This is a genomic window from Bacillus sp. FSL M8-0350 (assembly GCF_038593345.1).
Lineage (GTDB): Bacteria > Bacillota > Bacilli > Bacillales > Bacillaceae > Bacillus > Bacillus safensis.
Window position 1 is genome coordinate 178,417 of the sequence record NZ_CP151985.1, and the last position, 26,581, is coordinate 204,997.

Below are 26,581 nucleotides of genomic sequence, written 5' to 3' on the forward strand. Positions count from 1 at the left end.
TCTAGACCTCCTTATTGATTGTGATCCTCGAATTCAACAGCCATATCATCATGAAATCCAAATAAGTATGTGAAGAAAAATCCAGCAACATATGCGATAAATAGTCCAATTAAGTAAAGAAGCATTTGATGTGTGTGAACAATAAAGGTTAATGGAAGACCGGATACCCCGATGGCTTTCGTCGCAATTTGGAAGTAGGCTTGAAATGCGCCGCCGATTCCTGCACCAAGACAAGCGGTGAGAAATGGTCGTCCCAGCGGGAGTGTGACACCGAAAATGAGTGGTTCGCCAATGCCCAGCATCCCTGAAGGAAGTCCGCCAGCGATGGCTCTTTTGAGCTTTTTCTTTTTTGTTTTCATATAAATGGCGAATGCAGCGCCGACCTGTCCTGCACCGCCCATAGCGAGAATTGGCAGAAGCGGGTCATCTCCAATTGAATTGATGAGTTCCATATGAATCGGTGTCAGCCCTTGGTGAAGTCCTGTTACAACAAGTGGGAGGAAGGTAGCACCAAGAACAAATCCTGCGAAAATTCCGCCCATATTCAATAGATAAGTCAGTCCTGAGGTGATGGCATCAGATATAAATCCGCCGACTGGCATGAAGACAACGTACGTGAAAATGCCTGTAATGAGTAGTGTGATGGTTGGTGTGACGATGATATCAAGTGATTGCGGGACGAAGCGTCTAATTCGGGTTTCCACAAGTGCCATAAAGATGGCGGCTAGAAGAACACCGATGAGTCCGCCTCTGCCTGGTAGAATATTTGTGCCAAATAACATAATGTCTGCGGAGGCTGGGTTAATAATGAGGATACCAGCTAATGCGCCTAATGCAGGAGAGCCTCCAAATTCCTTTGCGGCATTTGTTCCGACTAATATCCCGAGATAAGCGAAAAGTCCAGAACCGATAACCGTTAAAATAATCGCAGCTTGAGATTTTTCGTCAAGCCAGCCTGCTTGCACGATTGCTTTTGTTATCCCGGTAATCAGACCTGATGCGACAAGTGCAGGAATAATTGGAATGAAAATGCTGGCAATCCGCCGTAAGAACAGCTTGAACGGTGTGCGGTTCTTTTGTGAAATGGCTTGCTTGTTTTTTTGTGCTTCGTTGTTTAAATCATAAGAGCCAGAGGCATTTAGCAGCTCTTCAAACGCACTTGATACTTGGTTGACAACGCCAGTGCCTAAAATGATTTGAAGCGTTTCTGCTTCGACGACGCCAATGACGCCATCGAGTTCTTTGATTGCTGTGATGTGAACTTTTTCATTGTCGATCGGTGTAATTCGGAGCCTTGTCATACAATGTGTATGGGAAGAGATATTTTCAGAACCACCACAGAGTGAAAGAATATCTTTCGCCAACTGCTGATATTTCTTTTGATGACTCATGTTGAATCCCCCTTTGATTTTCGTTTCATGGAGCGGATGGCATGCCTTGTCTTGTCAATATATTGCGCTGTCTCTTCATATTGACGAGAAGCTAAACTGAGGAACAAGACATCAATTAAGTAGAGCTGTGCCATTCTAGAGGAAGTGGCAGCACTGCGAAAAGGTGCTTCATTGGAACCGGACGTCGATAGGTGAACATCACATAAAGCAGAAACGCTTGTATGACCTGGATGTGTTAAAGCAATGGTTTTCACTTGGTTGTCTTTTGCAAGCTGAAGGGCTTGAATGATGTCTAACGTTTCTCCTGAAAAGGAGATACCAAACACAATGTCATTCTCTCCCGCATTTGCAATGACCGTAGATGCAATGTGCATGTCAGTGAAGGCTGTCGCTGCATAGTTAATTCTGAGAAATTTCTGCTGGGCATCAGCTGCGACGATGCCAGATGCACCAACTCCGATAAAATGAATTTGATTTGCATGCAGCAGTAATTGAACAGCCTTTTCTAAAGCTTCTGGATTTAAAATAGAAGCGGTGTCCTTGATCGATTGAATTGAGTTTCCTGCTGTTTTTTGAATAATGGATTGAAGCGGTTCATCTTGTTCGATATCTCTGTAGCCTTGTTTATCGTCATGCATCAAGTCTCCAGCGATCCGCATTTTTAAATCGTGATAGCCATCCAGCCCGAGAGATTTACAAAGACGGATGACTGCAGAGCTGCTTGCGCCGGCTGCCTGACTGATTTCGTGTACTGTACTTTTAATGACTTTGTCAGGATGGGCAAGGATATAGTCTGCAATGATTTTTTCAGATTGTGGAAGCTTTGATTTGATTGTGTGTAGTAGGGTAAGTCCACCTGCTGACATGAGCTCTGCCTCCTTTAGGATTGATAACGTGAGATCGCTTTGTCGATGTGGCCATTCGTTTTGTTGAGTAAATCTTTGGCTGTTTTCTTGTCTGTGTTTGTTTGGAGCATGACGATGGCCGTTTTGACTTCTAAGTCTGCTGCTTCAAGAGTCTTCACGGCTTGTTCGTAGGAAGCGTTTGTCACATGTTGAATGATGGTGATGGCGCGTTCTTTTAATTTATGATTGCTGACTTTTACATCAACCATCAGATTTTCATATACTTTGCCTTGTCTAATCATGACAGACGTGGAAAGCATATTTAAAATCATTTTATGAGCGGATGCTGCTTTCATTCTTGTTGACCCAGTGATGGCTTCTGGTCCTACAATGACCTCAATGGCGCAATCTGCAAGCTCGCTAATTTCTGCTTGTTCATTGCAGCTGAGTGCTACTGTTTTAGCTCCAATTGACTTTGCATAGTTTAAAGCGCCGATGATATAAGGTGTCCTGCCGCTTGCGGCAATACCGACGACTGTATCTTTTGATGTCAGGTGGATGTGTACTAAATCCTGTTTGCCGGCTTCTTCACTGTCTTCCACATCTTCGGCAGCTTGAGAAAAGGCTGAGTCTCCGCCTGCCATGATGCCTACAATGACATCAGGTGAGACGCTATAGGTTGGGGGACATTCGACAGCATCCATTACGCCAATTCTGCCGCTTGTTCCGGCGCCTAAATAAATGAGTCTGCCTCCATTTGAGATGGATTCATAAGCAAAGTCACTTGCTGTTTTGACATGTGGAAGTACAAGGTTGACTGCTTGAGCGACCTTCATATCTTCTTCATTGATCATCTGGAGTATTTCAAGCGGATCTGCTTGAGAAATTCCCATTGTGTTTGGGTTTCTTGATTCTGTTGTCAAAGAACGCAGTTGAGATGGCTGCATGTGACATACCTCCTTATTTCTTCATTTTCAGTATATTGAGTATGATATGAAATTTCAATATTATATTTGAATATTGAAATTATATTTCAGTCAAATTGTTGAACGAATAGGGAGTAAATAGTTAGAAAATAAAAAAAATAAAAATCCCCTTTACAAAAGGGGGACAACCTGTATATAATAACTTTTGTCAGCTTCACGGAAACAACAAACTTGACAAACTGGCCCGTTGGTCAAGCGGTTAAGACACCGCCCTTTCACGGCGGTAACACGGGTTCGAATCCCGTACGGGTCACCATGATGTGGAGGATTAGCTCAGCTGGGAGAGCATCTGCCTTACAAGCAGAGGGTCGGCGGTTCGAGCCCGTCATCCTCCACCATATGCCGGTGTAGCTCAACTGGTAGAGCAACTGACTTGTAATCAGTAGGTTGGGGGTTCAAGTCCTCTTGCCGGCACTGTTTTTTCTTTATCAATTCCATATGTGGAGGGGTAGCGAAGTGGCTAAACGCGGCGGACTGTAAATCCGCTCCCTCCGGGTTCGGCGGTTCGAATCCGTCCCCCTCCACCATTTTTGGGCTATAGCCAAGCGGTAAGGCAACGGACTTTGACTCCGTCATGCGTTGGTTCGAATCCAGCTAGCCCAGTTAAGACACCTTTTTGAAAAAGGTGTCTTTTTTTATGTTGGCAGAGGGACTGTATAACTATTCAAAATGTTGTCGAGTTGAGTCAGAAGGCATCAAGAAAGTAAAATATAAGCATGAACGGAAAGGGGATGTACATATGGGAGAGCAAAAGAAGGTCACGATTATTGGAGTTCCAATGGACTTGGGTCAAACGAGAAGGGGCGTCGATATGGGCCCGAGTGCGATTCGTTGTGCAGGCGTAAAAGAAAAATTGGAAACGCTCTCATTTGATGTAGAGGATCTTGGAGATATTCCAGTTGAACAAAGAGATGATGAGAAAGGTTTATATACAAGTGAAAAGCTGAAAAATTTGACGGAGAATGCTGGGGCAAATCAGCTGCTTGCTGAGAAGGTTGACAGTATTGTGCAATCTGGTTCGTTTCCGCTCATTTTAGGCGGTGATCACAGCATTGCGATTGGCACACTTGCTGGGGTAGCCAAGCATTATGAAAACTTAGGGGTCATTTGGTATGATGCACACGGGGATTTGAATACGGAGGAAACCTCTCCTTCTGGAAATATTCATGGCATGCCGCTTGCTGTCAGTCTCGGTTTTGGGCATGCTGATTTAACGAACATTGGCGGTTATTCGCCTAAATTGAAGCCTGAAAATGTCGTTATAATTGGTGCTCGATCTTTAGATGAAGGAGAGCGGGCATTGATTCGAGAGAAAGGCATTAAAGTGTATACGATGCATGAAATTGATCGTTTAGGGATGACAAGGGTGATGGAGGAAGCGATTGCGTATCTAAAGGAGAGAACCGATGGTGTCCATCTGTCGCTTGATTTAGATGGATTAGATCCAGCGGAATGCCCTGGTGTAGGTACTCCGGTAGCAGGCGGCATTAGTTACCGGGAGAGTCATCTCGCAATGGAGCTTTTAGAGGAGGCGGGTATTTTAACGTCTGCTGAATTTGTTGAAGTAAACCCGGTTTTAGATGAGAAAAACAAAACCGCAGAAGCGGCAGTTGCGTTAATTGGTTCATTAATGGGTGAAAAGCTATTGTAGAGCGGGACTTGTTCCCGTTCTTTTTTTGTTTTGGGAAAATTTAAGGATATGTTAAGGTTTTTACCGGTTGATAAGCGTAACACACTGTCAAAAATTTGTTACACTATTTTTTAGAGGAGAATGAAACCTTTTGGAAAGAGGTTCGTATACATAAAGACCGGTGAAGGCAGAGGTTGAATATACTATGGACACAATGATTAAAAAGAGAATTAAGCAAGTGAAAAAAGGCGACCAGAACGCATTTGCAGACATCGTAGACCTGTATAAAGACAAAATTTATCAGCTGTGCTACCGTATGCTTGGGAATGCACATGAAGCGGAGGATATTGCGCAGGAGGCGTTTATTCGTGCTTATGTGAATATCGAAAGCTTTGATGTGAATCGCAAGTTTTCCACGTGGCTGTACCGCATTGCAACCAACCTGACCATCGACCGTATTCGCAAAAAAAAGCCGGATTATTATTTAGATGCAGAGGTGGCAGGAACAGAAGGATTAAATATGTATTCTCAAATTGCTGCTGATGGCATTTTGCCAGAGGATGAGGTGGTGTCTCTTGAATTATCGAGTACCATTCAGCAAAAAATTTTAAGATTACCCGACAAATATCGTTCGGTCATCGTATTAAAGTATATTGATGAACTCTCGTTAAAAGAAATTAGTGAGATTCTGAATATACCAGTTGGTACGGTGAAAACGAGAATACACAGGGGTAGAGAGGCTCTCCGGAAACAGTTGAGAGACCTTTGAGTGAGGTGATTTTGATGAGCTGTCAGGATAGAATCGTCCAGCTTATGCATCAGTATTTAGACGGGGACATTGAGCCCCAAGACGAAAAAGAATTAAAAAGCCATCTGCAATCGTGTGAGGAGTGCCGTACTCATTTTCAACAAATTGAGAAATCCATCGCGCTAGTGCAGAGTACATCTCATATAGAAGCACCATCTGATTTCACTGCAAAGGTGATGGCAGGTCTTCCAAAGGAGAAAAAGCGTGTGTCGGTTCAAAGATGGATCAAAGCTCACCCGCTGATGGTAGCCGCTGCCCTCTTTCTCATTTTAATGGGAGGCAGTCTGTTTACGAGCTGGAATACCGATCATAATTTCAGTGTGTCAAAGCAGCCGAATCTCGTCGTTGAAAATGATACAGTGACCGTACCTAAAGGGGAAACCGTAAAGGGTGATGTCACTGTCAAAAATGGCAAGCTGATTGTAGAAGGCAAGGTTGATGGAAATGTCACCGTCGTCAATGGGGAACAGTTGACTGCTTCTGCCGGACAAGTCACTGGTCAAATTAATGAAATTAATGAAGTATTTGATTGGATCTGGTACAAAATGAAATCAACAGCACAAAACGTGATGCGGGTCATTGGTCCAGAGGAGCAAAAGTAACTCAAGCGGTTTAAGAGCAGTCTCTAAGGGGGGCTGCTCTTTTTCTATACATTGCTGAGATTCAAGCATACTAGCAAGTCAGCCAGATATGGCAACTATTTTCCTTGCTGAAACAAAATGTGGTATAATAGCCACGCTATGTATTGATACATAGGCTCTTTTTTTATTAAAAAATGCATCAAACGAAGAATAACTGAAAATTCTGGAGGACGAGGAAATGGCTTTAGGGGATATTCCTTTTTTGCAGTACCTCGGTAATGCTGTTGATATTCTCGTTGTTTGGTATGTGATATATAAATTAATGATGGTCATCCGCGGAACAAAAGCGGTTCAGCTTTTAAAGGGAATTGTGGTCATTGTTCTCGTCAGGATGGGAAGTGCGTATCTCGGTCTTAACACACTTCAATGGCTGATGGATCAAGCGATTACGTGGGGATTCCTTGCGATCATTATTATTTTTCAGCCAGAGCTAAGGAGAGCGCTTGAGCAGCTTGGGCGCGGCCGTTTCTTCTCAAGAAGCGGGACACCTGTAGAGGAACAGCAGCAGAAAACGATCGAGGCAATTACAAAAGCAATTAACTATATGGCGAAACGCAGAATCGGCGCGCTGCTGACAATTGAGCGCGATACCGGAATGAATGATTACATAGAGACAGGAATTCCTTTGAATGCAAAGGTGAGTTCAGAGCTGCTCATTAATATTTTCATTCCGAATACACCGCTTCATGACGGTGCTGTCATTATGAAGCGGGATGAGATTGCAGCTGCAGCTTGCTATTTACCGCTGTCAGAAAGTCCTTTTATCTCTAAGGAGCTTGGGACGCGTCATAGGGCTGCAGTCGGAATTAGTGAAGTGACAGACAGCTTAACTGTCATCGTTTCTGAGGAAACTGGCGGTATTTCTGTCGCAAGGAATGGTGATCTCCACCGAGAATTGACAGAAGAAGCGCTTGAAGAAATGCTGATTGCTGAATTTAGTAAGAACAGCAAAGATGCTTCCTCGACCAAATGGTATTGGAGGGGCAAGAAAAATGGATAAGATTTTGAATAATCGCTGGGCCGTTAAGCTTCTTGCATTGGTCTTCGCTTTATTGCTGTATGGTGCAGTCAATTCAGCGCAAGCGCCCACGCCGAAAAAAATCGGTGAATCCTTTTTCCCAACATCGACGACAGATGAAGCAACTTTAACCGACATTCCTGTTAAAGCGTATTATGATGACGAGAAATACGTCGTCACTGGTGTGCCGCAGACAGTCAATGTCACGATTAAAGGATCAACTAGTGCTGTGAAAACAGCAAGACAAACAAAGAATTTTGAAATTTACGCAGACATGCAGAACTTATCGACAGGTACACATAAAGTGGAGCTGAAGGCAAGAGATGTATCGAAGGGACTCACACTATCGATTAATCCATCTGTGACGACTGTGACGATACAAGAAAAAACGACAGCTGAATTTCCTGTTGAAACCGAGTTTTATAATCAAAATAAAATCAAAGACGGCTATTCACCTGAACAGCCCATTGTGAATCCGAAAAAGGTCACAGTTACTGGATCAAAGGACGTCATCGACAAAATTTCTGTCATTAAAGCTTTTGTGAACTTAGAGGATGTCGATCAGCAAATTGAAAAAGAGGCGAAGCTCACTGTGTATGATAGCAGCGGGAATGAGCTGCCAGTTGAAGTAAGTCCGTCCGTGGTGGATATTACGGTCCCAATCTCTAGTCCAAGCAAAAAGGTTCCTTTTAAAATTGAGCGGACGGGCAGCTTGCCAGAAGGGATCAGCATCTCAAGCATTGAGACAAGCCCGAGTGAGGTCACAGTGTACGGCTCTCAAAAGGTGCTGGATGCCCTTGATTTTATTGATGGCGTCAAGCTGGACTTAAGCAAGATCAAAGATGATACGGAGATTGATGCCGAAATTCCCCTGCCAGATGGTGTGAAAAAGGTATCACCCGAAACCGTTAAGATCAAAGTGAAGGTTGCAACAGCTGAAGAAAAAAAGATCGATAATGTACCGATTTCTGTCGTGGGTTTGAGCAAGGATCTCACTTCTGATTTTGTGAGCCCCTCTTCTGGACGGCTCACGTTAACAGCAAAGGGATCAAAGAGTGCGATTGATAAACTAAAGGCTTCAGATGTTGAAGCCTATATCAATGCAGGGGACTTGAACGAAGGAACCCATGAGGTCAAAGTTCAAGTGAATGGTCCTCAAAATGTGACTTGGACATTATCGAGATCAAAGGTCAAAGTGAAACTCACTTCTACTGATACAGAGGATCAGCCGGCTTCGACGAATGATCGGAAGAATCAAAAAGATCAACAAGATCCATCAACTGATGACGATGATCAGGGTGAGAAGAGTAAAGAAGAATCCACGCAAGATAAAGCAAAGAAAGAATCGAGTCAAAGACAGCGGGTCAAAGAAGATAAAAAAGAGGACGAAGCGTCCTCTTGAATGGTAAAAAAGGAGCGATTGAAACATGGGCAAGTACTTTGGAACTGATGGTGTAAGGGGTGTAGCGAATAGCGAATTAACGCCAGAGCTCGCATTTAAGGTTGGGAGATTTGGCGGCTATGTGCTCACGAAGGATAAAGAACGTCCAAAGGTACTCGTTGGTCGAGACACACGTGTATCTGGTCATATGTTAGAAGGAGCGCTTGTTGCAGGCTTACTTTCAATTGGAGCTGAAGTGATGCGTCTAGGTGTGATCTCAACTCCTGGTGTGTCTTATTTAACGAAGGCAATGGATGCTGAAGCGGGTGTCATGATTTCTGCTTCACACAATCCAGTTCAAGACAACGGCATTAAATTCTTCGGAGGTGACGGCTTTAAGCTGTCAGATGAACAGGAAAACGAAATTGAGCAGCTGATGGATCAGCCAGTCGATCAATTACCACGCCCGGTTGGAGCCGATCTTGGAACGGTGAACGACTACTTTGAAGGCGGTCAGAAATACCTGCAATTCTTAAAGCAGACAGCGGACGAGGATTTTACAGGTATTCACGTGGCGCTTGACTGTGCACACGGTGCAACCTCTTCTCTAGCGACACATTTATTTGCAGATTTAGATGCTGATGTGTCCACAATGGGAACATCTCCAAACGGATTGAATATCAATGATGGTGTAGGTTCCACTCATCCAGAGGCACTTTCTGCTTTTGTGAAGGAGAAGGGTGCAGATATTGGTCTTGCGTTTGATGGTGACGGTGACCGTTTAATTGCAGTCGATGAAAAAGGTGATATCGTAGACGGCGATCAAATTATGTACATATGTGCACGTTATTTGAAGGATGAAGGCCGGTTAAAGGATGACACCGTCGTGTCAACGGTCATGAGTAACCTTGGTTTCTATAAAGCGCTTGAGAAACAAGGCATTAAGAGCATTCAAACAGCTGTTGGTGACCGCTATGTGGTCGAAGCGATGAAAAAGGACGGCTATAATGTCGGCGGTGAGCAGTCAGGCCATTTGATTTTCCTTGATTACAATACGACAGGTGATGGCATGCTTTCTGCGATCATGCTTGTGAATACGCTCAAAGCGACAGGGAAAACATTATCAGAGCTTGCAGCGGAAATGGAAAAGTTCCCGCAGCTATTAGTGAATGTGAAAGTGTCTGATAAATATAAAGTAGAAGAAAATGAAAAAGTAAAAGCGGTGATCCAAGAGGTCGAAAAAGAGATGAATGGTGACGGCCGCATTCTTGTTCGTCCATCTGGAACAGAGCCGCTTGTACGTGTCATGGCAGAGGCGAAAACAAAAGAGCTGTGTAATGAATATGTGGCTCGAATTACAGCTGTTGTGAAAGAAGAAATGGGTATTGAGTAATAGATGAAAGCAAATCGCTAACAGCGGTTTGCTTTTTTTTCGAATAAGCGACATAAATGGATGGATTTGTACGAATCTTATAAGCGAGGGCAATTTGCCGCTGTCTTCATACATAGGAGAGCACATCAAAGGTAGAACGAGACAAGCCTCATCGCATATAGTGTATGGAGGTCTCACTTTCTCAAATGAAGGGGATCACCCGCACATTGTGATTGACGGAGGTCAGACCTTATAGTACAATCATCCTTGTGTTACTGGATTTTTATTCTATCAGGAAAGGCAGGGTAGATGTTCAGAAACTCTCTTATAATTATAGCGCCCGAACTAAGCGATCGGACGAAAGATGCTTAGTTGACGAGGATGGAGGTTATCGAATTTTCGGCGGATGCCTCCCGGCTGATCAAAAAAAGAGATCACAGCCGTAAGTGTTTCTTTAAAGCAAAGAGGTGACTCTTTGTACAAAGGGAATACACATGATCTCCCAAATTAAACATGTAGAGAGGGACGAAGAAATGTCCCTTCTATTTTAGTAGGCTTTCTTTGTCCCTTTCACATGATCGGGAGGAAGAATATTTATGTGTGGAATCGTAGGTTATATTGGTCAGAATGATGCGAAGGAAATCTTATTAAAAGGTTTAGAGAAGCTTGAGTACCGCGGGTATGATTCAGCAGGTATCGCTGTGGCAAACGAAGATGGCGTGCATGTGTTCAAAGAAAAAGGACGTATCGCTGAGCTTCGTGAAGTCGTGGATGCAAACGTGGCATCTTCAGCAGGAATCGGACATACACGCTGGGCAACTCACGGTGTACCAAGCCATCTAAATGCGCATCCGCATCAAAGTGCTTCTGGCCGTTTTACGCTTGTTCATAACGGTGTCATCGAGAACTATGTACAATTGACACGCGAATATTTACAAGACGTCACACTAAAAAGCGACACAGATACAGAGGTTGTTGTTCAAGTCATCGAACAATTTGTAAACAGAGGTCTTGATACAGAAGAAGCTTTCCGTCAAACGCTTCTTCAACTAAAAGGCTCTTACGCAATTGCTCTTTTCGATAACGAAAACAAAGAAACAATCTATGTGGCGAAAAACAAAAGCCCATTATTGGTTGGTTTCGGCGAAGATTTCAACGTTGTGGCTTCTGACGCAATGGCGATGCTTCAAGTAACAAACGAATATGCGGAATTAATGGATAAAGAAATGGTCATTGTTACTAAAGACGAGGTTATTATTAAAAACCTTGACGGTGATATCATGACACGTCCTTCTTATATCGCTGAGCTTGATGCAAGCGACATTGAGAAAGGCACATATCCTCACTACATGTTAAAAGAAACGGATGAACAGCCGCTTGTTATGCGCAAAATCATCCAAGAATATCAAGACGAAAACGGCAAACTGTCAGTCGCTGGCGATATCGCAAGCGCAGTAGCAGAAGCAGACCGCATTTACATTGTGGCTTGCGGAACGAGCTACCATGCTGGACTTGTCGGTAAACAATACATTGAAGACTGGGCAAAAGTACCTGTAGAAGTCCATGTAGCAAGTGAATTCTCTTACAACATGCCGCTTCTATCGAAAAAGCCGTTGTTCATCTTCCTTTCTCAATCTGGAGAGACTGCGGACAGCCGTGCTGTACTTGTTCAAGTCAAAGAACTTGGTCATAAAGCATTAACGATCACAAACGTACCAGGATCTACGCTTTCTCGTGAAGCGGACTTCACATTGCTTCTTCATGCAGGACCAGAAATCGCAGTGGCTTCAACAAAAGCCTACACAGCACAAATCGCTGTACTTGCAATCCTTGCATCAGTTGCAGCTGAATTAAACGGTCAATCTCTTGACTTTGATCTTGTCAAAGAGCTTGGTATTGTAGCAAACGCAATGGAAGCCCTTGTCGATCAAAAGGATGAAATGGAACAAATCGCTCGTGACTTCTTCACAGTGACACGTAACGCATTCTTTATCGGAAGAGGACTTGACTACTATGTGTGCCTTGAAGGTTCATTAAAACTAAAAGAGATCTCTTACATCCAAGCAGAAGGCTTTGCTGGCGGAGAACTCAAACACGGCACAATTGCTTTAATTGAAGAAGGCACACCGGTCATTGCCCTTGCAACACAAGAGCACGTGAACCTTAGCATTCGCGGTAACGTCAAAGAAGTCGTTGCACGCGGAGCAAACCCATGTGTCATCTCACTAAAAGGCCTAGAAGACGAAGGCGACCGTTTCGTCCTTCCAGCTGTACACCCAGCACTTGCACCACTTGCATCTGTTGTCCCATTACAGCTGATCGCTTACTACGCAGCCCTTCACCGCGGGTGTGATGTGGATAAACCACGTAACCTTGCGAAGAGTGTGACGGTGGAGTAGGTTTTAAATAAAATCGGATTTTTGATACCCCTTTAGATATAATTGTCTAAAGGGGTATTTTTGTGTCTAAAGAGCTGAATAAAATGAAAGATAGATTCGATAAAATCGTATATTTTCAAGGGAGCGGGTTCATTATGAGTGAATATTTAAATAAGGAAAAACGGGGAATTGTTTTTTTCTTCATCGTTTATATCGCATTGTTTATAAGCTCTTATTTGTTGATTGGCGGTCCTGCTACCATCGAAGGACCGGTTTGTGTATTTCTAGGATTCTGTTTCGTTCAATTTCATAAATATAGATCTTTCAAAAAAGATGCAGGTAATAAAAAGAGAATAGGCATACTAAGAGAGCAGCATATAGAGAAGGCCATACAGCTTGAATATTTTATAAAGAAAGAGAGAAAAACAAATGACCAAACATAAACTTTACACAATGAGTTTTGCAAAAGTATATCCTCTCTATATCGCAAAGGCAGAGAGAAAGGGAAAAACGAAAGCTGAAGTCGATACGATTATTTGTTGGTTAACAGGCTACAGTCCAGAAGAGCTGGAGGAACAGGTAGATAAACAGATAGACATTGAAACTTTTTTTGCTGAGGCTCCTGAGCTTCATCCTTCCCGTAGTTTAATCAAAGGAGTCATCTGTGGTGTACGGGTAGAGGACATTGAGGAAGAAACCATGAAAAATATTCGTTATCTAGATAAGCTGATTGATGAGTTAGCGAAAGGAAAGACGATGGAGAAGATTTTGCGAGGTTCATCATGAGAATAACAAGCAAGCCCAATGAACTAACCTTCACTGGGCTTTTTTATATCTTATAGATCAATCGATCGATAAAAATAAAATCCGTTTGAACGAATCCCCTCTTCATGTCGTCAAAAGAAGTGATATCAAAATAAATTGGTGTTTGAAAAGGGAGTGGCGTGGATGGATATGAAGATGATACTACCTCTTATTTTGCTGCAAGCGATTTTGATGGTGATTGGTTTGTTCGATTTGCTGAAAAGAGATCCATCGAGAATCAGAGGAGAGTTGAAGTGGGTTTGGGCTTTGGTGATTGTGTTTGTGGCCAGTGCCGGCCCTATTGCGTATTTCATTTTTGGTCGTAAACAATCTTAGTAGGGGGGATTCGCTTGAATATGTTGGAGTGTCACGGGCTGACGAAATCGTATGGACGGCATGAAGTGTTAAAAGATGTCTCGTTTTCTGTTGGGGAGGTTGGATGTGTCGGTTTTTTAGGAGCCAATGGAGCGGGGAAGACAACGACGATCCGGATTTTGACGGGGCTTGCTCGTCCTACTTCTGGGGTCGTGAAGGTGGCTGGTTTGGATGTCACAAAGGACATGGATCAAATCAGTCATGTGATTGGGTATTGTCCGCAGCATCCTGCATTTTATCAGGATATGACGGGGCAGGAGTGGATGCATTGGGTTGGCGGGTTATTTCATTTAGAGAAAAAAATCATTCGCTCCAAAACAGAGGAGCTGTTGAAGCTTTGCCGCATATATGAGGCGAAGGATCGTGCCATTGGCAGCTATAGCGGAGGCATGAAGCAGAGGCTTGCCATTGCGCAAGCGCTTATCAACAGCCCGAAGGTTCTCATCTTGGATGAACCTGTGTCTGCACTTGATCCCATGGGGAGAAAAGACGTTCTGACATTGATCGAGCGTCTGAAACAAGAGATGTTAATCTTTATGTCGACCCATATTTTAGATGACATTGAACGTGTGGCAGATCATATTATCATGATCAACAGTGGCAAAATTGAGATGTCTTCTTCCATGAAACAGATCAAAGAAGACTATATCCAGCCAGTGATTGAATTTCAATTAGAACAACAGGATACGAAATTATTGGCTTTGTTAAAGGAGCGGGATTGGGTGGAGGAATGCTTTGAGACAGGAGATGCTTATCAGGTGCGAGTGAACAATCAACAAATAGCATTGAAGGAGCTGCCTCGTCTCATCACTGAATCTGGCGGTGTTCTCCTCCATTATCGACTATCTAAGCTGACGCTTGAAGATATTTTCATGAAGGTTGTGAATGCATGATGATGTTGAAAAAGGAATTTAGGGAGTTATTCACTAGTTATAAAATGTTGTTTGTGCCAATCATTTTTACGATTTTAATGATTACGCAGCCTATTACGCTCAAAATGCTGCCGGATCTTCTATCGAAATCAGCTAATTTACCTGAAGGATCTACATTTTACATACCAGAGCCTAGTGCAGGAGAGGCTTTGGCGAGTGCATTGAGTAAATTTGATTCGCTAGGTGTGTTTATCCTGATTATGATCGTGATGGGGACGATCGCTGGAGAGCGTGCCTCTGGAGTAACCGCGATGATTATGGTGAAACCGATCAGTCGAACGAGTTACTATGTCTCGAAAATATGCGCCTATGCCTGTTTGACTTTGTTTAGTCTGGTGGTGGCGGTGCTTGCTTCTGTTTATTATGTGGACATTCAATTTGGTCATGTGGATTGGGTCAATGTGTTAAAAGGAACACTTCTTTATTATCCAAATTTATTGCTGATTGTGGTATCGACCATTTGTGCTTCGGCGTTCTTTCAACGTTCTGTCACAGCTGGCGGTGTGTCGCTTTTGATCAACCTTATTCTGTTTACCGTCCCTTCATTTTATGAAGAGACATTAGGGAAGTTTGCGCCTAAAGGCGTGACAAGTGCAGCCGAAGAGGTGATTCATAAGGGGACTTATTCGGATCAGGCATTTACAAGTTTTCTAGGTGTATCGGTATTGATTGTTTTCTTTTTTCTCATCGGATGGTTTCTTTTTAGAAAACAGGAATTATAGCAGGCTGTTGCGATTGTTTCTTCAGGTTTACCATGAGCATAAAAGTCTGAATACGGTAGAAAGTTTGATATGATGATAAAAATTGACTGTATTTTCAGAAAAGGGGTTTTTATTCATGAGAATATCACGTAATCCTGAGACCATTCACCCGCCAGTTGCACCATATACCCATCAAATAGAGACAACTGGACCACAGCGATGGCTAACCCTGTCAGGTCAGGTGGGAATGGAGGCGGATGGAACAATTCCAGTGAGCCCGTTGGAGCAGCTAGAGCTAGCGTTAGAGAATGTGAAACGAAATGTAGAAGCGGCAGATATGGCCACGGAAGATATAACGAAACTAGTTTTTTATCTCGTGGGAGAGTTCGATGCTGAGAGCAGGAAACGAATCATGGGGCAGTTTTTAGGCGATCATCTGCCTTGTATGACAATGATTTATGTGGTGGCATTGGCTTCTCCTGCTTTAAAGGTAGAGGTGGATGCTTGGGCGTGTCAGGAGATCGTTTTGGGTTAATAGATAAAAGATTGGGATACTGCAACCCAATCTTTTTTTATTTTGTACATAATCTATTTTCTTTTTCCGTTGTATATAGAATAGATTACCTCATTCCTATTACCTTGTTATTCTCTATATGGTAATATTAGGGTTAGAGATTAGTAGGTCTAATGACATTCGTTTTTTGATTTTATAACACACCATAGATAAGCATACATCACTCTAATCAAAGGGAGAGATTTGATGCCATTCATGGAGGTTCAGAATGTAAGCAAACGATATAGCAATGGTGATGGGATAGAGGATTTGTCGTTTTCCATCGAAGCAGGTGAGGTTGTGGCGCTGCTTGGTCCTAATGGTGCCGGGAAGACGACAACGATTCGGTGTGTAACAGGTCTATATAAACCAGATGGAGGGGAAATTCTCATAGAGGGTTTCCCGCCTGGTCATGCCCATGTTCAAAAACAAGTCGCGCTTATTCCTGATCACCCCTATTTGTATCCAGACCTAACGGCTGCTGAACATGTTCAATTCCGTGCTCGTGGATATCATAAAGGCTTAAAACAGATCAAGGAAAAGGTATATGAAGCGTTGAAAGAAGTACATATGGAAGAGAAGATGAATGAACTGTGTGGAAGGCTTTCAAGAGGCCAAAAGCAGCGTGTCGTCTTAGCAGGAGCGATTGTTCAAGATGCCTCCCTTTTTATATTAGATGAACCGACTGTTGGGTTAGATATACCGTCAAAACAGTGGCTGTCGGATTGGCTGAGACAAAAAAGCAGTCAAGGTGGGTCGGTCTTCGTGTCGACTCATAGTCTGGAGTTCGTTCTCGATACAGCCAGCAGGGTGGTATTGATTCGAGACGGTGCCATCATGAAGAGTATGGATGTTCCTCAAATAAAGGAAGAACAGATTGAGTGGAGGGCAGAAGTTATTCAACTTTTGGGGGAGTGGTCAAGTGAATAACACACTCTCCCTTTTATGGATGAAATCTCAAAGGCGCTTGATCAGTAAAAATCAAGAAAAGAAAATGCCTTTTCTGATTTTACTTCTCTTTATTGCGGCAATTGGTTTTCAGCTTAGCGCGGTTTCAAGTATGGGTGATTGGGATACGAATGCAGCAGGATGGATTATTGTCTGTTTGTTTGTTCTTTATACGGGGTTTGGCTTGTTTACGAATCGGCTGCCTAGTCAGATGAACGATATCATTTGGTTATATGGAAATGGCGCTTCTTTATGGACGGTTGTTATCAGTGTGTGGATGTATCACATTTTTTGGCGAGGGGCTCTTCTCATTATCTCTGCTTTGGCTGCGGATCTACTTCTGTTTTTTATGACGCATCAGTACCCGTTTCTGCTTGGAAAATCACTCATCCTGACAGGGCTGGTATGTTTGGTCGAAACTTGGATGATTGCGGTGTCTTGTGCTAGAACTATTCGAGTATACAAGCGTTTGCTCTTAATCAGTTTTTTATTGATGTTTTGCTGCTTTGCAGTGCTCGCTTTGAATCAGTTGATGATGAAACAGCCCTCATTAATGAACATTGCTGATTCTTTGATGTTTCAAGCTGGGCGTATGATCGAAGAGTTCTCCATTCTTTCTGTCTTCATTTTTATTGGAGTGATGTTTCTATCTTTCATGATGATGTACAAGGCTAGTCATCGTTTAGAGATGAAGGAGTCTTTAGTCAAGGAAGCAGTATTTTGGGAGGAATTTGAGGGGAAACATATTCAATCAAGTCCAATCGTTCAAAAAAAGAGCAGGACATGGTGGGGACTTCCGGCATTAACGGGCATTTGGGCTTTTCTTTGGATTGAATTATTGCTGATAAAAAAATATATCACCTTCCATGTGCTATTTACCATGCTGTTAATTGGTACTTACTATGTCGTCTTTACTTATTTTTCAGATTGGCTGAATCTATTCTTGATCGTCATCGCGGCATCCGTTCTTTTTAGTTCATATTATGCAGGGATTGTAAGACACGCACAAACAGGAGTGCTCTATCTTTTTCCTGGGGCTTTATATCAAAAAATCATTCTGTTAGAGGTGTTTCAAACCTTTTGGCTGTATGCGTTCTACTTGGTTTCTCTTGTATTGGCTGGTATTCAGGATGTATTGTATTGGACCTTATTTGGTGGAGGAGTTTATATATGGTTTTTGGCCATACGGCTCTTTGCCTTTATGCAGCCCCTGAGACGAGAAAGGAGTTTTGCTTTAGCCGCCTATTATCGATCCTTACTATTTGCTTCTGTGATCAGTGCGATGGTCATGATTAGTATTCATCTCATCACTGATGGCTTGTTGACTACAATTGTATCTCTAGTGGCTGGGTCTGGATCTTATGTGCTTTGTTATCGATACCGTGCGGTTCATTAAAAAGAGGAGTTGATTGTAAATGAAACCAGAAAATAAGCTGTCTCAATCCGTTCAACAATTGGCTAATACAAATGAAGTAACGATCGTTCAAGCAATAGGAGATTTGAGAAAATATGGAAAAGATGCAGTGCCCGTCCTTGTTGAGGCTTTAAAAGAAAAAGGCTCTCTGCGGAACATTGCAGCAGCTGTACTTGGTGAATTTGGAGCAGATGCGGGGGACGCAGCAGAACCGCTAGCTCGGCTATTAGAAAGTGACGAAGAAGATACAAGAATGGCCGCTGCCATGTCACTCATGAGGATTGGGAAACCTAGCTTGCCATTTCTTCTGGCACTGGCTAAACGTTATGAGGGACCTACTTGTTTCTGGGCATCATGGTGTATCTCTTGGATTGATCCATCAAAAATTGAAAAAAACATGTACGAGTGCTTAAAACAAGAACAAGAAAATCCAACAGGCAGCGTTACTCCTTTTGCAGCAGAGGAAGCATTAGGAAAAATCATCGCCTTCCAGCTAAAAGATAAGGGGGATGAATAGTGGAAACGCAGAAACTCAACTGACCTGAAAATCTACCTTGGATTTACCCTTCAGATTAAAGGAGTTTTTAGGGTCAGTTAATAGCTTGGAAAATGGGAGATACCGGCTGGTTAGAAAAATATTCAATTGGTTAGTAAGTATCAAGGAGGAGAGAGTGTTGTTTCAATCAAACAAAGAATTAAAAAGAAACTTCATTTTTTTCGCAGGTGTTGGAGCGGTTTTGCTGATTTTAATGATGCTGAAATGGCTGCCGATTTCTGCAGACTTGGAAATGGCGTTGATTTTATTCGGTTTGGGAATTTTGTTTTATTTGAAGCGTGTGCTGCGGGAAGAAGAAAGTCATAAGTTATAAGTATTCAGTATGATACCTAGAATATAGATTCTAGGTTTTTTTATTAAATTTACCTTAAAACGCACTTTTTCACATGGGGATGGAAACCATTTTTTTAAAAGTGTGGTAGGATAAATATGCTTTATCTTTATATTGTCCGAAGGAGCTGTCGTGTTGAAGGGATCTAGAATTGAGTTTATTGATAGTTTACGTGGTTTTAGTTTATTAGGTATTTTGATTGTGAATATGCTTAATTTCCAATATGATTATGATTTTGAGAAAATGTTTGATTCGAGTTTTTGGGGACAGGAATTCGGTGTATATGTGACGGAAATTTTGTTCCAAGGGTCTTTTTATCCGATTTTCTCCTTTTTGTTTGGGTATTCTTTTATCAAGCTGATTGAATCGACGAAGGCCAAGGGGCTGAATACGAATGCCATTGTCGTTCGCCGTGGTTTTGGTTTGATTGTGCTTGGGATGCTGCATTACATCTTTATTTGGAACGGTGACATTCTTCTTTATTATGGAGCTTGTACGTTTTTCTTGATGATGTTTTTGAGCAGCCGGATTAAAACAATGCTTATTTGGTCGGGTGTGTTAGGTGCGTTGTCATTAGTCGTTTTGCCATACATGATGAAATTTGTTTATGGAACTGATGATTTATTAACCGATGTGTATGCAAAAGGTGATTATGGGGATATTTTGCTCAGCCGGATTACGGTTGAAGACGATATGATGATTGTGACCATGATTCTGGCGATCGTGACCATTACGCTTATGCCGATATTAGGTTTTCTTTTTGGTACGATCATGGTTGGCCCGTTTGCACTGCTTGGCATGGCGATCGGGAAAAAGGGTCATTTGACAGAAGAAGATCGAGGCATGGCTTATCGTAAAGGCTGGGTTTGGATGATTATCATCGGGCTCGGTTTAAAATGTGCGACGTTCATTGATGCTCCTTGGAGTGAATTGGTGATTACGCTGGGTGCCTATGTGCTCACGATTGGGTATATTCAAGCCTTTATTGTTTTCTACTATTCGAAGGCAGCTCAAGGTCTCAAACGTCTGCTTGCAGGGCTTGGCCGTTTGTCTCTCTCAAACTATTTGGCGCAGTCGATTATTTGTACAACGATTTTCTATTCTTATGGACTTGGTCTATTTGGACAATTGGGATCAATGTTTGGGCTGCTGCTTGCTGTCGGACTGTACACAGCACAGCTGTTCATCAGCTATCTCTATTTGAAAAAATGGAGAAGAGGTCCTGTGGAGTGGCTTATGGGAAAATGGGTATATTGGAAGTAAAGCATTTTGTTAAAGAACCGCATGGCTTAAGGGCTGTGCGGTTTTTTATTTTAAAAAAATGAGGAGAACACTTTTTAAAATGCTTGAATATTCTTTTAGTGTGTATATAATGTATATATAGTGTATATACAATATTTTGTTTCAACTATCTGAAAAAAGAGGTTTTTATATGCAAATTACGATTTCAAACCATTCTAAGGAGCCTATCTATGAGCAAATTACGAATCAAATCAAATCGATGATTTTAACGGGTGAGCTTGCGGAAGGTGCAGCGCTGCCGTCTATTCGAAAACTGGCGAAGGATCTACAAATTAGCGTGATTACAACAAAGCGAGCGTATGAAGAGTTAGAGAAAGCGGGATTTATTTATTCGATTGTAGGCAAGGGATCTTTTGTTGCCGAACAAAACCTAGAAGTGATGAGAGAGAAGAAATTGAAGGTGATCGAGGAACAGCTTGGAGCGGTTGTCACAAACGGCAAAGAATTAGGCTTATCTTTTGATGAATTGCAGCAGTTATTAAAGTTCTTATATGAGGAGTGAGATGAGTGGAGCATGTGATTGAATTCAAAGGAGTATCGAAACGATTCAAGGATTTTTCCGTTCAGGATCTTGATTTACGGGTTAAGAAAGGCTTTGTTACAGGGTTTATTGGAGAGAATGGAGCGGGTAAGTCGACCACCATTAAAATGATCATGAATTTGTTAAAACCCGATTCAGGTGACATAAAGGTCTTTGGATTGGATTATCATACTCATGAAAAAGAGATTAAGGAAAGAATCGGATTTGTTTACGATGCAAATGTTTTTTTTCCAGGGTTGAATTTAAAGGACATCAAACGGATTGTGGCTCCTGCCTATAAACGCTGGGATGACCGGCTTTTTGATCAATATATTGAACAGTTTGGTCTGCCGCTGAATAAAGCGATCAAAACATTTTCAAAAGGGATGCAGATGAAGGCGTCACTTGCGATTGCGCTGTCACATCATGCAGAGCTGATTATCATGGATGAACCAACTGCTGGTTTAGATCCGGTTTTTAGAAGAGAGCTGCTCAGCACGTTACAAGAATTGATGATTGATGGAAATCGGACGATCTTTTTCTCGACGCATGTGACGACTGATTTAGACCGGATTGCGGATTATATTGCGTTTATACAAAATGGAAGATTGGTGTTTCAACAGTCGATTCATGAAGTGGCAGAGAGTTATGCGCTTGTGAAAGGAAGCCTGGAGTTATTGGATCGAGACACAGAAAAGGCCTTTGTCCATATCCAGCGTACAGCAGCCGGATTTGAAGCATTAACCGATCGGGTTGATGAGGTGAAACTTATTTTTGGGGATGCTGTCGTGATTGAACCGGCGTCGCTTGAGGATATCATGTTTTATTTGAAAGGCGGGGTTGCGCATGTTTCATTTAATTAAGCGTGATGTGATTTTGCAAAAGAAGCAGTTACTTATTTTTATTCCGTTTATCTTATTTTTTATTTTCATGGATGTCCATCCAGTATTGACGTTTCTAGTCGCTAGTGTCTTTATTCCATTTAACACATATGCGTATGATGAAAAGGCAGAAACGAATATTCTATTAAACTCCTTGCCCTATACACGTAAAGAAATTATCGCATCACGTTATCTTGGCGCCATTTTCTATATGAGTATTGCGATCGTGCTGACAAGTGCTGCATTACTTGTGTTTGGGAAGCTGTTTTCGCTGTCAGATATTGCGATTGGCAGCGGGTTGTTTTTATTGTTCGCGGCGTGTACGTTTCCATTGTTTTATATCTTAAAGCCTGGTTATATCACAACGGCAGTGATCTTTGGCTTTATCGTATTATCTGCTATGGGACCGCCTGTTGTTCTCTATTTGGCAGAGCAATTTAGTGGGATCACTGATTTTATTATGAATTTATCGATCCCTGTTTTATATACGGGGTCAGCTGTGCTGATTATGCTCTTCTACTTGCTGTCTTGGGGACTTTCTACTGTGATTTATCAGAGGAAAGTGTTTTAGGAAAGCAATTGCTGATGTTCCTATAAATTTACAGTTTGAGCTTAGAAGACCGTGTGAGCGGTCTTTTTTTGAAGATTTTTCTGGTTATTGATTATATCAATATAAAACAATTTGAATTTAATTTTATGTCAGAATATTTTGTTAATAGTGTTTTCCTCAAAAAAACAATTGTTTTTTAAGGGTAGATTTATTATGATAATATACATCGAAAGATTGATGTTTCTCAATCAGAATGAAAATTCTGATTTTTATTTTTTATGTTGTTTGTTGATGAGGGGGAAGAAAAGTGGCTCAAAAGGAATTAAAGAGAGGGTTAAGTGCCCGCCATATTCAAATGATCGCTCTTGGCGGCACAATCGGTGTTGGCTTATTTATGGGGTCAGCGAAGGCCATTCAGTGGACAGGTCCATCGGTTCTTCTAGCGTACGCGGTGTGTGGTATTTTTATCTTTTTTATTATGCGTGCGATGGGAGAAATGTTATATCTTGAGCCGAGTACAGGGTCATTTGCTACATTCGGGCATCAATATATTCATCCGCTTGCAGGGTATATGACGGCTTGGAGTAACTGGTTCCAGTGGGTCATTGTCGGAATGTCTGAAATTATTGCGGTTGGGGCTTATATGAAATATTGGTTCCCAGAGCTGCCTGCGTGGATTCCAGGGTTAATTGCGATGATCATTTTAGGAGCAGCCAACTTGATTTCGGTTAAGTCGTTCGGTGAGTTTGAATTTTGGTTTGCGATGATCAAAATTGTGACAATTATCTTGATGATTATTGCAGGTTTAGGCATTATTTTCTTCGGTTTTGGAAATGGCGGAACTCCTATTGGGCTGTCTAACCTTTGGGCGCATGGCGGGTTCTTTACAGGTGGGTTTAGCGGATTCCTGTTTGCATTGTCTCTAGTTATTGCTGCTTATCAAGGTGTCGAGCTGATTGGGATTACAGCCGGTGAGGCGCAAAATCCGCAAAAGACGCTGACAAATGCCATCAAAAGTATCATCTGGCGTATTTTGATTTTCTATATCGGTGCGATCTTTGTCATTGTGACTGTGTATCCTTGGGATCAGCTGAATACCCTTGGCAGTCCATTTGTGGCGACGTTTGCGAAGATCGGGATTACAGCAGCTGCTGGTATTATTAACTTTGTTGTCATTACAGCAGCGATGTCCGGCTGTAATAGTGGTATTTTCAGTGCGGGCCGTATGCTTTATACATTAGGTGTGAATGGTCAGGCGCCTGCTTTCTTTACGAAAATTTCGAAGAACGGTGTACCGTATTTTGGGACATTCGCTGTGCTGATTGGTTTAGCGATAGGAGTGGTCCTGAATTATGTTTCTCCGCCAAACATTTTCGTCTATGTGTATAGTGCGAGTGTCCTTCCTGGGATGGTGCCTTGGTTTGTCATTTTGATTAGTCATATTGGCTTCAGAAAGGCAAAGGGGGCAGCACTTGATCAGCACCCGTTCAAGATGCCGCTAGCACCGTTTTCTAACTATCTTACAATCGGATTTTTATTGATGGTTCTTGTGTTTATGCTCATTAATCAGGATACGCGTATTTCTCTTATTGTAGCAATTGGATTCTTGATTTTAGTGGCACTTAGCTTTTTTGTATTTGGAATTGGAAAACGAAAGCCGATTGAAACAGCTTCTTCTGATCAAACGGTGAAATAATCAAAAGCCTTGCGGGATGGACCGCAAGGCTTTTTTATTTAGAGTGAAGCTTTTACACGGTTAAAGACATCTGGAAAGTTGGTGAAAAGACCGGTGACGCCGTATTGCAGTAGACGGGTCATGTCTGCTTCGCTGTTGACTGTATATGGATGAAGGAGGAGTCCGTGGCTTCTGACCTGCTGGACGTTTTCAGGTGTTAATGCTCTGAAATTCGGTCCAACACCCACGGCGTACGTTTTGATAAAGTCGAGCTGATCGTCTGTGATGGATGTCATTTGGTTTCTGTCTAATAGCTGTACTTTTGGCAGGCGTGGAGCTAATTTCTGCAGCTTTATCAGGCTGTCCTGACTAAAGGATTGTATGATAACCTGCCCTTTTCTTGTGTGTTTCCCAAGAAGATGATGTTTCTTTAAGGCGGCCAATAGTTTTTCTTCCATTTGCGGATAAAGGTCTGGTTTTTTTGTTTCAATATAATAATTCTCTCGTTTACCGAAATAGCGCAGCACCTCATCTAATGTCAGGACTCTCTGTCCGATATAGTTGGCATTTTGTCTGTCGGGATTGGCTTCGTTAAACCAGGTACCAGCATCAAGCTGTTTGATTTCGGCAAGTGTGAGGTCTTTGACCCAGCCTGTTCCGTTTGTGGTCCGGTCAACGGTTTCATCATGCATCACGATGAGATGTCCATCCTTTGTCATTTGAAGGTCGAGTTCGAGGTAATCTGCATTCATCTTTGTGGCGAGCTTGTAGGAAGCCAGGGTATGCTCTGGTGCATACCCTGATGCTCCGCGGTGTGCAACGGTTAAGATGCGATCTGGAGATAAAAGGTTTTCATGTGCCGATACGGTGGCCGGCACCCACGCAAAAGACAGTAAAGCAAAAGAGAGCAACACGAAAGCAAGTAATCTACTTTTCTTCATATTTTATCCTCCTTTTACGGTAACTGCCTCCATCATAAGAAATAGATGTAAAGAGCATGTTGGGCGGATATGAATCTTTTATGTGGTTTTCATTAAGCTTGCTCTACGCGCTTTCCTGTATTCCATGTCATGGCGAGGAAAACAATCGCAAGCACACAAGAACCAACCAGTAAAATGAAGCCTCCTGTCCAGTCATAGTGATCCACGACGACACCCATCATGGCATTGGCAAAGGCAGAGCCGCCAATGTAGCCGAAGAAGCCTGTCAGTCCGGCTGCAGTGCCAGCCGCTTTTTTCGGAGCGAGATCAATGGCTTGAAGTCCAATGAGCATGACAGGTCCGTAAATCAAAAAGCCGATGCTGATAAGGGCAATGTTATCGACCATTGGATTGCCTGCAGGGTTTAGCCAGTAAACGAGAACGGCAATTAACACCCCGGCCATAAAGATGACGCCAGCTGGTGCGCGGCGGCTTCTGAAGAAGCGGTCACTAATCCAGCCGCACAATAATGTACCGGGAATGCCTGCATATTCATAAAGAAAATAAGACCAGCGTGAATGCTCTGGTGAAAAGCCCTTTGCTTCTGTTAAGTAGGTCGGCGCCCAGTCAACAACACCGTAACGGACGAAGTATACAAACACGTTGGCAATGGCGATATACCATAGGAATTTATTGTTGAGTACATATTTAAATAAAATTTCTTTCACTGTTAATTCTTTTTCTTGATCCTCATAGTTTTGTGCCGGATAGTCATTTCGATATTCCTCGATTGGCGGAAGACCAGTGGATTGCGGGGTATCCCGTACAAGAAGAATGATCACGAAGGAGACGATAATGGCAATGATGGCAGGGAAGAAAAAGATACTTTTCCACGTCGCAAACAGCACAATTCCCAATGTGATAAGCGGTGCAAGAATCCCCCCGCCGATATTGTGAGCGACGTTCCAAATGGACATTTTCGTACCACGTTCACTAACCGAAAACCAGTGCGCCATCGTACGTCCGCATGGCGGCCACCCCATGCCTTGAAACCAGCCGTTTAAGAACATGAATAAAAACATGATCCATACACTGGATGTGACCCATGGAAATGAGACAAATAGGATATTGATAAGAGCTGATAAAAAGAGTCCGGCAGCTAAAAAGTATCTGGGGTTACAGCGGTCTGAGATCATCCCCATGATGAATTTACTAAAGCCATAAGCAATGGATACGGCTGCGAGTACAAAGCCTAATTCACTTTTTGTGAACCCCTCTTCCTGTAGATATGGAATAGCAAAAGCGAAATTTTTGCGCAGCAAATAGTAGCCCGCATACCCGATAAAGATGCCTAGAAAGACTTGCAGCCGCAGCCGCTTATACGTCTCGTCTGTTTTGGCATCATCAAGCCTGTCGATATGTGGAGCAGGTTTAAACCATTTGAACATAATGATCCTCCTTTTGTAGATGTCCGATTGACTGAAGCAAAAGTACGAGAATTGCTTTTGATCCTGTACCTTTTCAGAGACAAAAGAATTGTTAGCGCTTTCTTTTGTACTCCCATCATATCGGATGGAAGAGACGTTTATGATGAGGCTTTTGTCATAAATTTGGAAAAATAGTTCATGAAGTAACAAAAAAATCCGCACAATGGCGGATTTTTTCTTAG

At 42.5% G+C, this 26,581-nt stretch carries 27 protein-coding genes and 5 tRNA genes; 27 read left to right on the plus strand and 5 right to left on the minus strand.

Annotation, left to right across the window (positions count from 1 at the left end):
* Nucleotides 1-11: 11 nt before the first annotated feature.
* From NSS80_RS01015 to murQ, 3 genes are read right to left on the minus strand one after another with little or no spacing between them, the layout of a single operon-like run.
* Nucleotides 12-1,391: a PTS transporter subunit EIIC gene (locus tag NSS80_RS01015; protein ID WP_041115368.1), complete on the minus strand. Its 1,380-nt coding sequence runs from the start codon at nucleotides 1,389-1,391 to the stop codon at nucleotides 12-14.
* The gene (locus NSS80_RS01020) at nucleotides 1,388-2,257 is read right to left on the minus strand and encodes a MurR/RpiR family transcriptional regulator (protein WP_041106088.1); all 870 of its coding nucleotides are present in this window, start codon (nucleotides 2,255-2,257) and stop codon (nucleotides 1,388-1,390) included. Before NSS80_RS01020 ends, NSS80_RS01015 begins: the two co-directional genes overlap by 4 nt.
* Before the next feature lie 14 nt (nucleotides 2,258-2,271).
* Nucleotides 2,272-3,183: an N-acetylmuramic acid 6-phosphate etherase gene (gene murQ / locus NSS80_RS01025; RefSeq protein WP_041115366.1), complete on the minus strand. Its 912-nt coding sequence runs from the start codon at nucleotides 3,181-3,183 to the stop codon at nucleotides 2,272-2,274.
* Nucleotides 3,184-3,403: 220 nt separating this feature from the next.
* On the opposite strand from murQ, the gene NSS80_RS01030 reads away from it, so the two are divergent.
* The 27 genes from NSS80_RS01030 (at nucleotide 3,404) to NSS80_RS01160 (ending at nucleotide 24,013) form a co-directional block, all read left to right on the plus strand.
* Nucleotides 3,404-3,478 (plus strand) — tRNA-Glu (locus tag NSS80_RS01030).
* A 6-nt stretch (nucleotides 3,479-3,484) separates the two neighbouring features.
* A tRNA-Val gene (locus NSS80_RS01035) sits at nucleotides 3,485-3,560 on the plus strand.
* Nucleotides 3,561-3,563: 3 nt separating this feature from the next.
* A tRNA-Thr gene (locus tag NSS80_RS01040) sits at nucleotides 3,564-3,636 on the plus strand.
* Between the two features lie 28 nt (nucleotides 3,637-3,664).
* A tRNA-Tyr gene (locus tag NSS80_RS01045) sits at nucleotides 3,665-3,749 on the plus strand.
* Nucleotides 3,750-3,753: 4 nt separating this feature from the next.
* A tRNA-Gln gene (locus NSS80_RS01050) sits at nucleotides 3,754-3,825 on the plus strand.
* A 136-nt stretch (nucleotides 3,826-3,961) separates the two neighbouring features.
* The gene (gene rocF, locus NSS80_RS01055) at nucleotides 3,962-4,873 is read left to right on the plus strand and encodes an arginase (RefSeq protein WP_024424450.1); all 912 of its coding nucleotides are present in this window, start codon (nucleotides 3,962-3,964) and stop codon (nucleotides 4,871-4,873) included.
* Between the two features lie 184 nt (nucleotides 4,874-5,057).
* On the plus strand, nucleotides 5,058-5,621 hold the full coding sequence (gene sigW / locus NSS80_RS01060) for an RNA polymerase sigma factor SigW (RefSeq protein WP_024424449.1): 564 nt from the start codon (nucleotides 5,058-5,060) through the stop codon (nucleotides 5,619-5,621).
* Between the two features lie 14 nt (nucleotides 5,622-5,635).
* The gene (rsiW, locus tag NSS80_RS01065; RefSeq protein ID WP_024424448.1) at nucleotides 5,636-6,262 is read left to right on the plus strand and encodes an anti-sigma-W factor RsiW; all 627 of its coding nucleotides are present in this window, start codon (nucleotides 5,636-5,638) and stop codon (nucleotides 6,260-6,262) included.
* A 217-nt stretch (nucleotides 6,263-6,479) separates the two neighbouring features.
* A complete protein-coding gene (cdaA, locus tag NSS80_RS01070; protein ID WP_008344027.1) occupies nucleotides 6,480-7,301 on the plus strand; it encodes a diadenylate cyclase CdaA in 822 nt (273 codons plus the stop codon).
* The gene (locus NSS80_RS01075) at nucleotides 7,294-8,721 is read left to right on the plus strand and encodes a YbbR-like domain-containing protein (RefSeq protein WP_041115364.1); all 1,428 of its coding nucleotides are present in this window, start codon (nucleotides 7,294-7,296) and stop codon (nucleotides 8,719-8,721) included. Before cdaA ends, NSS80_RS01075 begins: the two co-directional genes overlap by 8 nt.
* 25 nt (nucleotides 8,722-8,746) lie before the next feature.
* Nucleotides 8,747-10,093, plus strand: coding sequence for a phosphoglucosamine mutase (gene glmM, locus NSS80_RS01080; RefSeq protein WP_034284242.1), 1,347 nt, complete (start codon nucleotides 8,747-8,749; stop codon nucleotides 10,091-10,093).
* Between the two features lie 575 nt (nucleotides 10,094-10,668).
* Complete coding sequence (gene glmS, locus NSS80_RS01085; RefSeq protein WP_007498541.1) at nucleotides 10,669-12,471, plus strand: glutamine--fructose-6-phosphate transaminase (isomerizing); 1,803 nt, start codon at nucleotides 10,669-10,671, stop codon at nucleotides 12,469-12,471.
* A 134-nt stretch (nucleotides 12,472-12,605) separates the two neighbouring features.
* On the plus strand, nucleotides 12,606-12,893 hold the full coding sequence (locus NSS80_RS01090; RefSeq protein ID WP_157840121.1) for a hypothetical protein: 288 nt from the start codon (nucleotides 12,606-12,608) through the stop codon (nucleotides 12,891-12,893).
* Entirely contained in the window at nucleotides 12,880-13,236 is a 357-nt protein-coding gene (locus NSS80_RS01095) for a DUF2200 domain-containing protein (protein WP_041115361.1), read from the plus strand. The genes NSS80_RS01090 and NSS80_RS01095 overlap by 14 nt, the downstream gene beginning before the upstream one ends.
* Nucleotides 13,237-13,398: 162 nt before the next feature.
* Nucleotides 13,399-13,590, plus strand: a complete 192-nt coding sequence (locus tag NSS80_RS01100) for a PLD nuclease N-terminal domain-containing protein (RefSeq protein ID WP_041115359.1) — start codon at nucleotides 13,399-13,401, stop codon at nucleotides 13,588-13,590.
* 14 nt (nucleotides 13,591-13,604) lie between these two features.
* Nucleotides 13,605-14,522 carry an ABC transporter ATP-binding protein gene (locus NSS80_RS01105; protein WP_041115357.1) on the plus strand — a complete coding sequence of 306 codons (918 nt, stop codon included), beginning with the start codon at nucleotides 13,605-13,607 and terminating at the stop codon, nucleotides 14,520-14,522.
* Nucleotides 14,519-15,283: an ABC transporter permease subunit gene (locus NSS80_RS01110; RefSeq protein WP_041115355.1), complete on the plus strand. Its 765-nt coding sequence runs from the start codon at nucleotides 14,519-14,521 to the stop codon at nucleotides 15,281-15,283. The genes NSS80_RS01105 and NSS80_RS01110 overlap by 4 nt, the downstream gene beginning before the upstream one ends.
* Nucleotides 15,284-15,398: 115 nt before the next feature.
* A complete protein-coding gene (locus tag NSS80_RS01115) occupies nucleotides 15,399-15,797 on the plus strand; it encodes a RidA family protein (RefSeq protein WP_041115353.1) in 399 nt (132 codons plus the stop codon).
* A 225-nt stretch (nucleotides 15,798-16,022) separates the two neighbouring features.
* Nucleotides 16,023-16,745, plus strand: coding sequence for an ABC transporter ATP-binding protein (locus NSS80_RS01120; RefSeq protein ID WP_041115351.1), 723 nt, complete (start codon nucleotides 16,023-16,025; stop codon nucleotides 16,743-16,745).
* A complete protein-coding gene (skfF, locus tag NSS80_RS01125; protein ID WP_342498393.1) occupies nucleotides 16,738-18,159 on the plus strand; it encodes a sporulation killing factor system integral membrane protein in 1,422 nt (473 codons plus the stop codon). Before NSS80_RS01120 ends, skfF begins: the two co-directional genes overlap by 8 nt.
* Nucleotides 18,160-18,178: 19 nt before the next feature.
* Nucleotides 18,179-18,694, plus strand: coding sequence for a HEAT repeat domain-containing protein (locus NSS80_RS01130; RefSeq protein WP_041115347.1), 516 nt, complete (start codon nucleotides 18,179-18,181; stop codon nucleotides 18,692-18,694).
* A gap of 157 nt (nucleotides 18,695-18,851) precedes the next feature.
* A complete protein-coding gene (locus NSS80_RS01135) occupies nucleotides 18,852-19,046 on the plus strand; it encodes a hypothetical protein (protein ID WP_317222261.1) in 195 nt (64 codons plus the stop codon).
* Nucleotides 19,047-19,199: 153 nt separating this feature from the next.
* Nucleotides 19,200-20,327, plus strand: coding sequence for a DUF418 domain-containing protein (locus NSS80_RS01140; protein ID WP_041115343.1), 1,128 nt, complete (start codon nucleotides 19,200-19,202; stop codon nucleotides 20,325-20,327).
* 169 nt (nucleotides 20,328-20,496) lie between these two features.
* Nucleotides 20,497-20,868 (plus strand): GntR family transcriptional regulator, encoded by a 372-nt coding sequence (locus NSS80_RS01145; protein ID WP_003217079.1) that lies wholly within the window; start codon nucleotides 20,497-20,499, stop codon nucleotides 20,866-20,868.
* Nucleotides 20,869-20,873: 5 nt separating this feature from the next.
* Complete coding sequence (locus NSS80_RS01150) at nucleotides 20,874-21,749, plus strand: ABC transporter ATP-binding protein (protein WP_041115342.1); 876 nt, start codon at nucleotides 20,874-20,876, stop codon at nucleotides 21,747-21,749.
* Complete coding sequence (locus tag NSS80_RS01155; protein WP_041115340.1) at nucleotides 21,733-22,338, plus strand: ABC-2 transporter permease; 606 nt, start codon at nucleotides 21,733-21,735, stop codon at nucleotides 22,336-22,338. The genes NSS80_RS01150 and NSS80_RS01155 overlap by 17 nt, the downstream gene beginning before the upstream one ends.
* Before the next feature lie 286 nt (nucleotides 22,339-22,624).
* Entirely contained in the window at nucleotides 22,625-24,013 is a 1,389-nt protein-coding gene (locus tag NSS80_RS01160; protein ID WP_041115338.1) for an amino acid permease, read from the plus strand.
* Between the two features lie 38 nt (nucleotides 24,014-24,051).
* On the opposite strand, the gene NSS80_RS01165 is transcribed toward NSS80_RS01160, so the two are convergent.
* Both NSS80_RS01165 and glpT read right to left on the minus strand, forming a co-directional pair.
* Nucleotides 24,052-24,933: a glycerophosphodiester phosphodiesterase gene (locus NSS80_RS01165; protein ID WP_041115336.1), complete on the minus strand. Its 882-nt coding sequence runs from the start codon at nucleotides 24,931-24,933 to the stop codon at nucleotides 24,052-24,054.
* Nucleotides 24,934-25,025: 92 nt separating this feature from the next.
* Complete coding sequence (gene glpT, locus NSS80_RS01170; protein WP_024424430.1) at nucleotides 25,026-26,360, minus strand: glycerol-3-phosphate transporter; 1,335 nt, start codon at nucleotides 26,358-26,360, stop codon at nucleotides 25,026-25,028.
* Nucleotides 26,361-26,581 lie beyond the last annotated feature (221 nt).

Bases quoted from the DNA above. Each gene is read 5' to 3' on its own strand.
- glmS (WP_007498541.1), top strand. From the start codon at position 10,669: ATGTGTGGAATCGTAGGTTATATTGGTCAGAATGATGCGAAGGAAATC.
- NSS80_RS01155 (WP_041115340.1), top strand. From the start codon at position 21,733: ATGTTTCATTTAATTAAGCGTGATGTGATTTTGCAAAAGAAGCAGTTA.
- glpT (WP_024424430.1), bottom strand. From the start codon at position 26,360: ATGTTCAAATGGTTTAAACCTGCTCCACATATCGACAGGCTTGATGAT.
- NSS80_RS01095 (WP_041115361.1), top strand. From the start codon at position 12,880: ATGACCAAACATAAACTTTACACAATGAGTTTTGCAAAAGTATATCCT.
- NSS80_RS01130 (WP_041115347.1), top strand. From the start codon at position 18,179: ATGAAACCAGAAAATAAGCTGTCTCAATCCGTTCAACAATTGGCTAAT.
- NSS80_RS01165 (WP_041115336.1), bottom strand. From the start codon at position 24,933: ATGAAGAAAAGTAGATTACTTGCTTTCGTGTTGCTCTCTTTTGCTTTA.
- NSS80_RS01120 (WP_041115351.1), top strand. From the start codon at position 16,023: ATGCCATTCATGGAGGTTCAGAATGTAAGCAAACGATATAGCAATGGT.
- NSS80_RS01020 (WP_041106088.1), bottom strand. From the start codon at position 2,257: ATGTCAGCAGGTGGACTTACCCTACTACACACAATCAAATCAAAGCTT.
- NSS80_RS01100 (WP_041115359.1), top strand. From the start codon at position 13,399: ATGGATATGAAGATGATACTACCTCTTATTTTGCTGCAAGCGATTTTG.
- cdaA (WP_008344027.1), top strand. From the start codon at position 6,480: ATGGCTTTAGGGGATATTCCTTTTTTGCAGTACCTCGGTAATGCTGTT.
- NSS80_RS01015 (WP_041115368.1), bottom strand. From the start codon at position 1,391: ATGAGTCATCAAAAGAAATATCAGCAGTTGGCGAAAGATATTCTTTCA.
- rsiW (WP_024424448.1), top strand. From the start codon at position 5,636: ATGAGCTGTCAGGATAGAATCGTCCAGCTTATGCATCAGTATTTAGAC.
- murQ (WP_041115366.1), bottom strand. From the start codon at position 3,183: ATGCAGCCATCTCAACTGCGTTCTTTGACAACAGAATCAAGAAACCCA.
- NSS80_RS01075 (WP_041115364.1), top strand. From the start codon at position 7,294: ATGGATAAGATTTTGAATAATCGCTGGGCCGTTAAGCTTCTTGCATTG.
- NSS80_RS01145 (WP_003217079.1), top strand. From the start codon at position 20,497: ATGCAAATTACGATTTCAAACCATTCTAAGGAGCCTATCTATGAGCAA.
- NSS80_RS01115 (WP_041115353.1), top strand. From the start codon at position 15,399: ATGAGAATATCACGTAATCCTGAGACCATTCACCCGCCAGTTGCACCA.
- glmM (WP_034284242.1), top strand. From the start codon at position 8,747: ATGGGCAAGTACTTTGGAACTGATGGTGTAAGGGGTGTAGCGAATAGC.
- NSS80_RS01110 (WP_041115355.1), top strand. From the start codon at position 14,519: ATGATGATGTTGAAAAAGGAATTTAGGGAGTTATTCACTAGTTATAAA.
- rocF (WP_024424450.1), top strand. From the start codon at position 3,962: ATGGGAGAGCAAAAGAAGGTCACGATTATTGGAGTTCCAATGGACTTG.
- NSS80_RS01090 (WP_157840121.1), top strand. From the start codon at position 12,606: ATGAGTGAATATTTAAATAAGGAAAAACGGGGAATTGTTTTTTTCTTC.
- sigW (WP_024424449.1), top strand. From the start codon at position 5,058: ATGGACACAATGATTAAAAAGAGAATTAAGCAAGTGAAAAAAGGCGAC.